9 protein-coding genes are annotated in these 11,762 nt (G+C 51.8%); 4 read left to right on the top strand and 5 right to left on the bottom strand.

Annotated features, from left to right (window positions below):
- The first annotated feature begins 45 nt into the window (after nucleotides 1-45).
- From ACYVAD_RS25340 to ACYVAD_RS25330, 3 genes are all read left to right on the top strand, one after another.
- The gene (locus ACYVAD_RS25340; RefSeq protein WP_461142353.1) at nucleotides 46-840 is read left to right on the top strand and encodes a TlpA family protein disulfide reductase; all 795 of its coding nucleotides are present in this window, start codon (nucleotides 46-48) and stop codon (nucleotides 838-840) included.
- 250 nt (nucleotides 841-1,090) lie between these two features.
- Entirely contained in the window at nucleotides 1,091-1,258 is a 168-nt protein-coding gene (locus ACYVAD_RS25335; protein ID WP_461142352.1) for a hypothetical protein, read from the top strand.
- On the top strand, nucleotides 1,255-1,665 hold the full coding sequence (locus ACYVAD_RS25330) for a type II toxin-antitoxin system VapC family toxin (protein ID WP_461142351.1): 411 nt from the start codon (nucleotides 1,255-1,257) through the stop codon (nucleotides 1,663-1,665). The genes ACYVAD_RS25335 and ACYVAD_RS25330 overlap by 4 nt, the downstream gene beginning before the upstream one ends.
- 283 nt (nucleotides 1,666-1,948) lie before the next feature.
- Here the strand turns inward: ACYVAD_RS25330 and ACYVAD_RS25325 are convergent, their stop codons facing one another.
- The 5 genes from ACYVAD_RS25325 to ACYVAD_RS25305 form a co-directional block, all read right to left on the bottom strand.
- On the bottom strand, nucleotides 1,949-2,911 hold the full coding sequence (locus ACYVAD_RS25325; RefSeq protein ID WP_461142350.1) for a cation diffusion facilitator family transporter: 963 nt from the start codon (nucleotides 2,909-2,911) through the stop codon (nucleotides 1,949-1,951).
- A gap of 33 nt (nucleotides 2,912-2,944) precedes the next feature.
- On the bottom strand, nucleotides 2,945-4,093 hold the full coding sequence (locus tag ACYVAD_RS25320; RefSeq protein ID WP_461142349.1) for an efflux RND transporter periplasmic adaptor subunit: 1,149 nt from the start codon (nucleotides 4,091-4,093) through the stop codon (nucleotides 2,945-2,947).
- A 3-nt stretch (nucleotides 4,094-4,096) separates the two neighbouring features.
- Nucleotides 4,097-8,518: a CusA/CzcA family heavy metal efflux RND transporter gene (locus tag ACYVAD_RS25315; protein ID WP_461142348.1), complete on the bottom strand. Its 4,422-nt coding sequence runs from the start codon at nucleotides 8,516-8,518 to the stop codon at nucleotides 4,097-4,099.
- Nucleotides 8,519-8,552: 34 nt separating this feature from the next.
- Entirely contained in the window at nucleotides 8,553-8,951 is a 399-nt protein-coding gene (locus tag ACYVAD_RS25310) for a hypothetical protein (protein WP_461142347.1), read from the bottom strand.
- Nucleotides 8,952-9,297: 346 nt separating this feature from the next.
- The gene (locus ACYVAD_RS25305) at nucleotides 9,298-10,110 is read right to left on the bottom strand and encodes a DUF5694 domain-containing protein (protein WP_461142346.1); all 813 of its coding nucleotides are present in this window, start codon (nucleotides 10,108-10,110) and stop codon (nucleotides 9,298-9,300) included.
- Between the two features lie 523 nt (nucleotides 10,111-10,633).
- Here ACYVAD_RS25305 and ACYVAD_RS25300 point away from each other — a divergent pair.
- Nucleotides 10,634-11,359: an NADPH-dependent F420 reductase gene (locus ACYVAD_RS25300; RefSeq protein WP_461142345.1), complete on the top strand. Its 726-nt coding sequence runs from the start codon at nucleotides 10,634-10,636 to the stop codon at nucleotides 11,357-11,359.
- Nucleotides 11,360-11,762 lie beyond the last annotated feature (403 nt).

Genomic DNA, 11,762 nt, shown 5'->3' with positions numbered 1-11,762 from the left:
CTGTATGTCTTGGTCGACACAAATATGCTCTGACTCTCAGCCTTTATGGATTTCAAAACACGCTCTAAGATTGCAGGTAATGAGTTAGCTGAACAAGCTTCAGTATTCCGCCAAAAGTATGGCTACTTACTGGACAAAGAAACCCGACTAGCACTTACCATTGATAGTCTTTCTACGAATCGAGCTAAGCAGCATAGTATTGATTCAACCACTGCCGAATTTGATCAACTTAGGAAACACTATAACGCTGAGCGAGTGAAGTATGCCATAAGCCACCCCTCATTGGCAATTGCCGCCAGCTATCTGCAAATGCAACCTGAGGATACGATCAAAAAGTACTTTCCTGGTTTGTCCGATCAGATAAAAAGTAGCCCTGTAGGTAAGTCATTACAGCAACGAATTGCCGTTCTGGCAACAGTAGCGCCTGGTAAAGCCGCCCCTTTATTTACCGCTCGAACTGCCGAAGGAAAGACTTTTGCCTTGGAGACGCTGCGAGGAAAGTATGTCTTGTTAGACTTCTGGGGGTCCTGGTGTGGTCCCTGTCTGAGTGGTTTTCCTCAGATGAAGGCTCGTCACAGCAATTACAAGGACCGACTGACTATTGTCGGTATAGCTTGCCGAGACAATAAAGCGGCTTGGCTGAAGGCGATCAAAGAGCAAGAGCTTCCCTGGACTCAACTTTTGGACAGCCCCGATGCAGCGTTAGCGAACCGGTATGGCGTAAGCGCTTACCCGACGAAGATACTCATTGATCCGCAGGGCACTTTACTTCAAATTACGAAGGGGGAAGATATTGGTTTCTACAAAGCGGTTGATCAAATAGTAAGTAATGCTAAGTAAGCGCTCTTAACAGGCTTAAATTGACTTTGTCAGTTTCATATGCTATCACCATTGATCACGTACTTAGTAGATAAGGCGTCTTTTTAAACGCTCAGTTTAAGCGATTGAGTCAGTAGGTCTCAGATCAATCTGTAGTTATCCGGTCATCAAGAGTTAGGGCATACCTAGAAACACACTGATGGTTCTACGACTCAAGCAAAACTTTACCTCAGCTCAATAGTGTTATATTTGTAAAACAACCCCCAACCAGATGGCAACCGATACCAAAACTTCGAAAACGTCGGGTAAGAAACCGGCTGTTAATGGTCAGTCGGCCACCAAGTCAACAATGAAGGCTGGTTTAGGCCTATTTAAGGATAAAATCGTCAGTAAGTCATCGGCTTGGGAAGATGACCTGCGCGTGACGATCAAGAAATGAAGCGATATTTACTGGATACACATATCCTGATTTGGTGGCTGACTGATTCGCCAGACCTGGTGGATTCGATCAGAACTATTCTTCAGACCCCGACCAATGAGTTCTACGTCAGCCACGAGAGCCTGCGCGAGATTGTCATCAAAGCCAAGCTAAAGCGGGCTGACTTTCAGTTGAATGGGGTTACCATTGCCGAAATCGCTAATGCTTTACGCGAAACGCTGGGCGTGAAGCTGCTTCCGTTACGGATTGTTCACTTGGCGAAGCTGGAAGCCTTGATACCGATACACAATGACCCCTTCGATCATATTCTGATTAGTCAGGCCCTGGCTGAGCGCTTGATCTTAATCAGTCACGATGGCAATTTTCCTTTCTACGAATCACAAGGTCTCAAGTTGTTAAGAGCTTAAGTTTTAGGCATTCCTAATACGAAATTGCCTACCACCGCCGAGGAGTTGACATCTTCCTGGCGAGACAAAAATTAATTTTCGTCTCGTGAATTCGGTGTTTTAGGAGATGTCTTTTTGAATAAATATGTTAATTGAACAAATCAGCGTAGGTGATGGTCGAGTAGTTCCAAGTTGGACATTTAAATCTTAACTCCAGATCTTAGCCAGATATGCCGATAGGAGACTTAACAACAAGTGTGATCGAGCGCATCCGATCGCCCATCCGATTTGTTTCGACGGTGCCTCACTCCACACTGCCTCGTCTGCCAGCCAGTACTTCCGCCGGTTCAATATGAATCAGCACGTCATACACCGCGGGTTTTGCCCGTAATATAGCGGCTTTTACCGCGTGGGCAATTCGGTGCCCCTGGTTTACCGATAAATCCCCCGGAACCAGCACGTGTAAATCAACAAAGTACTCGAAGCCCGTTTTGCGTACCCGGTATTTGTCGATCCCTTTCACGTCGGGTACGCTGAGGGCAATGGTAGCTAATTCCTGCTGCCAGTCGCCCGTTGGCGCTTCATCCATAATTTCGCCGAACGATGGCCGGAAAATGTGGTACGCATTAAAGACGATAAACCCCGATGCCAGCAGAGCCGCCCAGTCGTCGGCGCTTTCGTAACCGGGCCCACCGATGAGGGCAATCCCAATCCCTACAAAGGCAGTCAGCGACGTAATGGCGTCGCTACGGTGGTGCCAGGCGTCGGCTTTAACGGCGCTGCTTTCCACCTCGGCACCAACTTGAGCTATTTTTCGGAAGAGTACTTCCTTAACAACGACAACTCCCGCCAGCACGGCCAGTGTCCAGGCTTCGGGCACTTTATGCGGTACCCGGATATTCTGGATACTTTCGACGGCGATGAGGATGGCGGCACCCACTAGCGCAAACGCCACGACAATAGCAGCCAACGGTTCCGCCTTGCCGTGCCCATAGGGGTGGTTCTGATCGGGCCGACGAGCCGCTACCCGAAGTCCAAGCCAGACAAAGGTCGAAGTGATCATATCCGTTCCGGACTCGATCGCATCGGCAATCAGGGCGTACGAATGGCCCAGATAGCCAGCGGTGCCTTTAACCAGCAACAGCACAATACTGACCCCAATGCCGATGAGCGTAGTTTTCTGCCCTCGCTCTGCCTGGTGCGGCTCAGCCTGGTGTGGCTCAGCCTGACGTGGCCCAGCCTGACGTGGTTTTAGTGGTTGTTCCATGAGAAAACTAAAATGAATGCATTACACCGAATTTTACTTTTCAGCTTCAGCGTTTTTGATTTTCAGTAACAGGGCATAAGCGTTTTTGGTAACCAGGTTGGTCTGATTGGTGATGCCAGTACCATCAATTTGCTGCCGCCCCTGATTGACCAAACCCGGCTTCACCTCGGCCATGTGGAAGTCGCCATTGCCCTGGTCGGTAAACACATAGGATTTATTCGCCCAGCGAACGATGGCCCCTTCCGGTACGGTCAAAGCCTCTTTGTTGTTGACGGCTACGTCGCCATTCATAAACGTGCCGGGTACCAGAGAGACATTATAACTCTTGAAATGACACTGTACTTCGGCCATCCGATCCTGATTCAGGTTTCGGTTAATCAGTATGATTTCCCCGCCATATTTTTTGCCCGGATCGCTATTGGTATAGGCCGTGATGGACTGGCCAACGGAGAGTTTCGCCAGGTCTTTTTCAAAGACGGTCAAGACCAGGTGAACATCACGCAGATCGACCAGCTCAAACAGCATGTCCGTTGGCGAGGTGTATTTCCCCACGTTGGCATTCACCTTGGCGACGATGCCATCGATTGGCGAATGGATAGCCACCCGGCGGGAAATGTTATCGGCCTGCAGTTTGGATGGGCTAATGCCGATCACCTCCAGTTTCTGACCCAGCGCGTTCATCAGAATACGTTGTTCTTCCATGTCGGCCTGCGCCTGTTGAAAGACCTTGTCACTGCTGGCTTTGGTCGCGTTCAGGTCACGCTGGCGGTTAAATTCGCTGACAGCCAAACTAAAACGTTCTTTAGCCGTCAGGTAATCCTGCTGGAGCTGAATGAACTGCATGTCTTCCAGGTACGCCAATACCTGCCCCTTTTTAACGCGCATCCCGGCCAGCATATCCGTCGACTTTAGATACCCCCCCAGCGGAAAACTGACGCTGATGATGCCCTGGGGGGGGATGGAAACGGTTCCCTGAAGTGTCAAAACGCCACTAACGCGCTCGCGCTGGGGCTGACCCACGTCTACTCCGCTGCTGTTGAGCTGCTGGGTAGTAAACGATACCGTTTGGCTGGTGGCCATCGTAGCCGCTTTCTGCGTGACGGGGGGCGTTTCGGTATCGGCTTTTTTCTCGCAGGACACCAGGGTCCATAGACTGATGAAAATGATTATGAACTGTTTCATGGTTTACAGATTGTTCAATTTTAGGGATTGGATAACCGCCTGGTTGTAGCTGCTGAGCGCGTTGATGTACTCCGTACGGATGCTGATGGCCTGACCGACCAGAATGACCCATTGCAGGTAATCGATTTCCCCGCTCTGGAACTGCTGATCGGCCGTATTAATGATGGTATCCGCATTTTTGAGGCCCTGGCTCTGGTAATAGGTCAGACTCTGGCGGTACTTCTGGACCTGCTCACGTGCGTTTCGGCGCTCTGTTTCCAGTTGGCGCTGGATATAATCGGCCTGTTGCTGACTGCGTTGCCAGTCCAGTTTGGCCGCCGAAACACGGGCGTTCTGGGCTTTGAAAAACAGGGGTATCGCCACCCCCGCGCTGACATAGCCAAAACGGTTACGGCCCGTATAGGTCAGCTCCTGCCCTTTGACCAGCTGAGTACCGATCAGACTTTGGTTGTTGTAGCCCACGATGAAATCGGGCAATAGCCGGGATCTCTCGGTCTGGTAACGAAACTGAGCGGCCCGCTGCTGCTGGTTGGCCAGCTCCAGGATCGGTATGCTACTGGCCAATGAATCGGGTAGGATAAGTCGTTCGTCAATCTGGGGGCTGTCTACGCGGGGGGTGTAGGTCTGCCCTCCCTGAAGCAGCCGACTAAACTCATTCTGCACAACAACCATGTCCCGGTTGAGCATGGTCAACTGATTGGAAATCTGCTGGCGCTGGGATTCGGCGGCTGTTTTTTCCAGTACGTTAGCGGCTCCCTTCTCGAACCGGGCCTGCGATTTGGCTTCAAACAGGCGAAACAGGGTATCGGCGTACAACAGCAGCTGTCGGCGCTGAAGCAGGACAGCGTAGTCGAAATAGGATTGTCGCACCAGAGCCCGAATGTCGGCTTCCGTCAGTTTGCGTTGCGCCTGAGCGGCTAGATAGCTAGCCTCAAGCTGTTTGTGCTGATTGGCGTAGACCGACGGAAAACTGAACGCCTGACTCACCCCGATGCGCGTATCGTTGCTGACACTGTTAAACTTGCCATAGTCGGCACTGAAAACCGTCTTGGCTATGTCTACCGCACTCGTCTGCAGGCGTTCTCCGGCCTGCTCGTTCAGCCGGGCGTTCTGCACCTGTCCGTTCCTGGCGAGTGCCAGCGTCATGGCCTGGTTCAGATCAATCGGGTTTGTTTGTGCCTGCGCCTGGCTCACGCTCCCCAGTAGCAGAACCAGCAGCAAAGCGGCTACTTCTTTGGGAAGCACTCGTTTGGGTTTGCGCTCAACCAGTATATAAAGCGCGGGTAGCACGAACAAGGTCAGCAAAGTAGCCGATATCAATCCGCCAATGACTACCGTAGCCAGCGGACGCTGCACTTCGGCACCAGCCCCGTTGCTCAGCGCCATCGGCAAAAAGCCCAGCGATGCTACGGCCGCCGTCATCAGGACCGGGCGGAGCCGGTTTCGGGTGCCTCTCATCACCAATTGTCCGATATCCGTGAGTCGTTCTTCTTCCTTAAGCCGGTTAAATTCCGAGATCAGCACGATACCGTTCAGGACAGCCACCCCGAACAGGGCGATAAAACCAACCCCGGCCGAAATACTGAACGGCATGTCCCTGAGGGCCAGGGCAAACACCCCGCCAATCGCCGATAAGGGAATCGCCGTAAAGATCAACGCCCCTTCTTTGATGGATGAGAAGGTGAAATACAGCAGACCGAAGATCAGCAGCAGCGCCACCGGAACGGCTAGGCTCAGGCGGGCTTTGGCCTGTTGCAAATTCTCGAAAGCGCCCCCGTACGTAATGGTGTAGCCCGGTTCGAACCGAATAGTAGTTGCTACCTTTTGTTGCAGTTCTTCAACGATGGATTGTACATCCCGGCCGCGAACGTTGAATCCCACAATGATACGTCGGCGAGTATTCTCGCGCTGGATCTGGTTCGGTCCCTCGATCTCCCTAATTGTAGCCACCTGATAAAGTGGTATCTGCACCCCGGCTGGGGTAGACACTGGCAGGTTCTGCACGTCGGTGATGTTTTTACGGCCTTCGTTCCCAACCCGAACGACCAGATCAAACCGTTTTTCGCCTTCGTACATCTGCCCCGCCGTAGCTCCGGCAAACGCAGCGTTGATGGTGCGGTTCACGTCCTCAATCGTCAGGCCATAGCGGGCAATTTCGCTCCGGTTAAAGTCGATGACGATTTGCGGCATACCCGTTACGGTTTCGACGTACCAATCGGCGGTTCCGTTCACCGTCTTGCTGATGTTGCCGAGTTGCTGGGCGTAGGTCGCCAGCTTGTTCAGGTCTTCGCCGTAAATTTTGCAGACCACGTCCTGCTTGGCACCGGTCATCAGTTCATTGAAGCGCATCTGAACCGGAAACTGAAAGCCCGTCATCACGCCGGGCATGACGTCCTGGGCCGTGGCCGCCATCTTACTGGCCAGCTCGGGAAACGAATGCGCGCTGCTCCACTGTGATTTGTCTTTCAGCACAACAAGCATGTCCCCGCCTTCAATGGGCATGGGGTCCGTCGGAATTTCAGCGCTGCCAATGCGGGAAACGACCTTCTCTACTTCGGGAAATTTTGCTTTCAGCGTCTGCGAAATTCGGGTAATGGCATCAATGGTCGTGCTGAGGTTGGTGCCGACCAGCAGCCGGGTTTCGACCGCAAAATCACCTTCTTCGAGCTGGGGGATAAATTCGCCCCCCATCCGGCCGAATAACAAAACCGCTACCGCCAGCAGGGCAAAGGCCGCGCCAACAATCAGCTTGCGAATACGTAACGCCTTGAGCAGCAATCTCTGATACACGTGCTCGATCCGGGCCATCGCCCGATCGGAAAGGGTAGGTTTATGCGTAATTTTTTTGCTGATCAGCAGCGAACTGATCATGGGTACGTAGGTGATCGACAGGATGAAAGCGCCCAGAATGGCAAAGGCCACGGTCTGCGCCATTGGCTTGAACATCTTGCCCTCAATACCCGACAGGGAAAGAATCGGCAGGTACACGATCAGGATAATGATCTGACCAAACACGGCTGCGTTCATCATGCGGGAGGCCGAATCGGTTACCTCCTCGTCCATCTCGGACTGGGAAATCTGGTTGAGGGTCGCGTACTTTTTGGATGCGTGCAGGTGGTGCAGAATGGCCTCTACGATGATGACCGCGCCATCCACGATCAGGCCGAAATCCAGCGCCCCCAGGCTCATCAGATTGCCGCTGACCCCGAATGTGTTCATCATGGAGATGGCGAAGAGCATGGACAGAGGAATGACGGAAGCGACCAGCAGTCCCGCCCGCCAGTTGCCCAGGAACAAGATCAGCACCAGCACCACGATCAAAGCCCCTTCCAGCAGGTTATGCTCGACGGTGCCGATGGCGTTGTTGACCATCTTGGTCCGGTCGAGAAACGGTTCGATTTCCAGACCGGCTGGCAACGTTTGCTGAATCTCGGCGATACGCTTTTTGACGTCCTGGATCACGTCCGACGAATTGCCGCCTTTGAGCATCATCACGATACCGCCCGTCAATTCACCCTGACCCGCCATCGTCAGCGCCCCGTACCGAATAGCGGCTCCTAAGCGGATATCGGCTACGTGGGAAATCAGAACGGGCGTTCCATCCGGCGTATTTTTAACCACAATCTGACCCAGATCCTGCTTGGTTTTAGCCAGCCCGACACTCCGAATGTACAGGACCGAAGGCCCTTTTTCGATGTAGGCCCCGCCCGTATTCTGGTTGTTGCGGCTCAGGGCCGTGAACACATCACTGATCGTCAGGTTGAGCGCTTTCAGCCGGGCCGGATTGACAGCCACTTCGTACTGTTTGAGGTCGCCCCCGAACGTAGCGACGTCGGCAACGCCGGGAGTTCCGAGTAGTCCCCGACGAATCACCCAATCCTGGGTCGTACGCAGGTCAGCCAGGGAGTACTTTTTCTCAAACCCTTTTTTAGGCCTGAGGACGTACTGGTAGATTTCACCAAGGCCCGTCGTCACCGGAGCCAGTTCGGGCTTGTTGGCGTTTTCGTTGATATCCACCTGCGCCAGACGCTCGGAAACCTGCTGACGGGCCCAGTAGACGTCGGCATCGTCGTCAAAAACGATAGTGATCAGCGAGAGGCCAAACCGCGATAAGCTGCGGCTTTCTTTGAGGCCGGGAATGTTACTGATAGCCTGTTCGATGGGAAACGTAATAAGCCGCTCGACATCTTCGGCCCCCAGCGACGGCGCCGTCGTAATGACCTGAACCTGGTTGTTGGTGATGTCGGGGACTGCATCGATGGGAAGCTGACTTACCTGATAGGCACCATAGGCGACCCATATGGCCATGAATACGCCAATGGCCAGCTTGTTCTGCACCGAGAACTGAATGATTTTATGAAGCATAATAGGGATAACTCGTTGAGAAAGAATAGCCAGCGAACCGGACCACACGCGAAAGCGCATGCCCAGTCGGCAAGCCTACACTACAAAAACGGAGTTAGCCCAACTGCGGAGGCTGGAACAGAAACGAAATATTGAGGAACGAATACAGGTTCTCGTACGAGAAATGAACCTGTGGCCAGGGAATCAACGACACTAATTCGGCCGGAATCCGCTGGGGCTGGAAGGGGGTTAACGTAAAGACAAAACCTGCTGAGAGGTGATTGTAGAGCGGAATCTTTACGCCTTCGTGGGGGAGCTTGGCGTGCTGGGAGGAGGCATTGTAATGCATGTCCAGAAACTGCCAGAAGTCAAAGCCACGTGGTGCCGTTTTCTTGTGCAATTGATAATGCGCCAGCAAACCGGGGATTTTATACACTTCCTCCACGTCTGTCTGGGGAAACAGACTACCCGCTAAAAGCAGGATGCCCATAAAGAGAGACGTGACGGATTTCATGGCGCAAAGATAGGACTGGATTCGAGATAAAGCCTACAAACCGGGTGAATCTGTTCTGGCCTACCTGTTTGGAGGTCTAGTCGACTGGATGCGCTTTACGATTGAGCAGACGCCGTACAATTATCAAGTAAGCTTATATAATAATGTCTTAAAAAAACGCTCAGTTTGAGAATACGGAGATTTTTATCTGTCTAGAATAGGAGCGTTACTTGAGAAAGTACCTTTTAGCTTAGCAGTCTAATTAAGTTAATGACCCTACCGTCAAAACCTCACCCCAATACCAACTGTACCGGGGTGGGGCTTTGATCGCAGGACCGGCCACCTTGGATCAACCGCTACCAGTCGTCTACTTGTTCAACACATCCGCTACCTCAACCACCTCGTACTGCGGATTTGTCTCGAATAGATGTTTCAGAATTGTGATGTGGCCGTAGCCAAATAAAACCATAATTGCTCGATCGGTGGGGCGAACCGCTCGTAGGATGTTGGTGTAGATGTGCAGATTTGTGTTGTACCAACCCGCCACTAAATCCGTACCTGGATACTGCGACCCTTGGCCAATCTTGACGGCATAGGCGGAGTAGATGGCTGCGTTCTTGGTTAACTCTTCTTTAGAGTTGATGAAGCGGTACACCTCTGAGATAGACCGTTTCTGCTGAATATCACCCACGCCGGCCGCCATACTACCCGCAAATTGATTCAAGGCGTTCAGAATATCAGTCTGACCATTCGCTTTGGCATACGCTGTAACGGCGTCTAAATCGAATGAGCCCCGATAGTTGACACAACTCAACGTGGGCAAATTGAGCCGTTTGGCTAGTGGATAAGCGATTTGGTCAATCTCGTCGGTACCTAATTTGTAGTTACCCTTTAAATACTGCTGATACTGACTATCAATTTTAGGTTGACTTTTGGTGGGAACTTCAATACAGATTTGATTGGGCTTAAACTGGCTTAGTTGGGCTAGCATCCGTTCGAGTTCCAGTTGCCGTTGTTTATCCTGAACGTCAACCGTTTTATTTTGATAGGCATCCTGGGTGGATGGTGTGAAGTGAATGCTACCTAGTAAGAGCACTTTAATCTTGGGGGTAGTAGGCTGCTGAGCCGTAGTACTGATCGAAATAAGGAGGCAGACTACCCCAATAAGTGGTTTATACATGTGAGACGAATGGAGTTGGTTACAGTCAATCAAAGGTACTAGCATCAATAGTAGGTCTTCCACAGTCATGACGCGTTTTCTTGCATAAATGCGTTTCTGAGCCCATTTTGGAAGCTACTCTTTCTGCCCATGTTTCTACCTAGATGCCTGAATTACACTTGCCGTTGCATGCTAGCCTCGCAATTATTCCATAAGGGATGGGCTTTACAACCCGGCGAATTTATGAGTTGAACTACCGCCCGACTGAGAAGTAGATGTATGAATGCTCCTTCGTCTCAATCGGGAGCGATTGTTGAGAATCCATTAGATTCAGACTGTAGTGGCTTCTACTGCGTTAGCTAGTCTGCTTTATCTGACAACACCCTGATCCTATTGAAACCAAGTAAAACCTTACCTCGCACGTTTGGTTGCCTGGCTACTGGTCAGCCCTGGCATAGGCGCATAAACAATTGGCGTATCCGGGAGTTAAAACCCCACCTGGGCGAAACCCCAATCTATAACTTACTTGTTCATTGTACCGATAATGAAAATAGGAATCATTGGCGCTGGCTTCATTGGTAGTGCCCTTGCCACCCGGCTCACAAGCCTCGGCCATTCAGTAGCGATTGCCAATTCACGAGGCCCGGAAACGCTGAGTGAGGTGGCAAAAAAAACCGGCGCTACTCCCGTTACCGCCGAGCAAGCAGCTCACTACGGTGAGCTCATCGTGGTGACTATTCCCCTGAAAAATATTCCCGATTTGCCCAAAACTTTGTTCGAGGGCGTACCCGCTGAAATACCCCTCATTGATACCAGTAATTATTATCCTCTGTTGCGGGATGGACGCATCCCCGAACTGGAGCAGGGGGAGTTGACCGAGAGTGAGTGGGTAGCGCAGCACCTTGGTCGGCCTGTTGTAAAGGTGTTCAACAATATCATGGCCAATCACCTTGAAAAATCGGGCAAGCCCGTCGGTACACCCGGCCGTATCGCTCTGCCTGTGGCCGGCGATGACCCCGCGGCCAAGCAGAAAGTAATGGCTCTGGTGGAGGAGTTGGGCTTTGACGCGGTGGATAATGGTAGTCTGCATGAGTCGTGGCGGCAGCAGCCCGGCACACCCTGCTACGGAGCGGATCTACCCGCCAAGGAGCTGGAGCAACAACTAGAAGGGCTGGGAACAACGCGTACGGAGCAACAGCACGCGCAGTTTTTGTCTAATCACGCTGCCCTGGAAAAGCAAATGGCAGCTCAGAACGTTAAGCTGAACTAGCGAACGATCAGAGCCGCTACCCTTGAGATCAATAAGTATTGAGATCAATAAGTGCTTGTCGCTTTACCCGAAAGCGGTTTCAAGTACAGTTAATGAGAAAAGAACGGAAAAGCTAGATTTTTCCCTTGTTTCCCCTTCAGCTTGTGCCAGTCGCAATCGGGCATTGATTAGATAGATAATAAAAAGAATAAGGGTTCATTCAGTTGCACCAGTCAAGGGACAACTCAATGAACCCTTGTTCTCTCAAGCGGAGCGTTTGAGAAGAAAATAGAATTCAAACAAGCGGACCGCCCCTAGGACCGTAGGAGTGTGCAGCCAATCCGGCCCTTACTGCCCCAATAGGAGGATTGACTTGCCCATTGAGACAGTTTTAGTTCCTTAACCACGATTCATCTGGTCAATC

It is taken from the genome of Spirosoma pomorum (genome assembly GCF_054776615.1).
Note: the sequence above shows the minus strand (reverse complement) of the source record. Positions and strands in the feature narration are given on the sequence as shown.

Coding starts and splice junctions, on each gene's coding strand:
- ACYVAD_RS25340 (WP_461142353.1), top strand. CDS start 46: ATGGATTTCAAAACACGCTCTAAGATTGCAGGTAATGAGTTAGCTGAA.
- ACYVAD_RS25325 (WP_461142350.1), bottom strand. CDS start 2,911: ATGGAACAACCACTAAAACCACGTCAGGCTGGGCCACGTCAGGCTGAG.
- ACYVAD_RS25330 (WP_461142351.1), top strand. CDS start 1,255: ATGAAGCGATATTTACTGGATACACATATCCTGATTTGGTGGCTGACT.
- ACYVAD_RS25310 (WP_461142347.1), bottom strand. CDS start 8,951: ATGAAATCCGTCACGTCTCTCTTTATGGGCATCCTGCTTTTAGCGGGT.
- ACYVAD_RS25300 (WP_461142345.1), top strand. CDS start 10,634: ATGAAAATAGGAATCATTGGCGCTGGCTTCATTGGTAGTGCCCTTGCC.
- ACYVAD_RS25335 (WP_461142352.1), top strand. CDS start 1,091: ATGGCAACCGATACCAAAACTTCGAAAACGTCGGGTAAGAAACCGGCT.
- ACYVAD_RS25320 (WP_461142349.1), bottom strand. CDS start 4,093: ATGAAACAGTTCATAATCATTTTCATCAGTCTATGGACCCTGGTGTCC.
- ACYVAD_RS25305 (WP_461142346.1), bottom strand. CDS start 10,110: ATGTATAAACCACTTATTGGGGTAGTCTGCCTCCTTATTTCGATCAGT.
- ACYVAD_RS25315 (WP_461142348.1), bottom strand. CDS start 8,518: ATGCGCTTTCGCGTGTGGTCCGGTTCGCTGGCTATTCTTTCTCAACGA.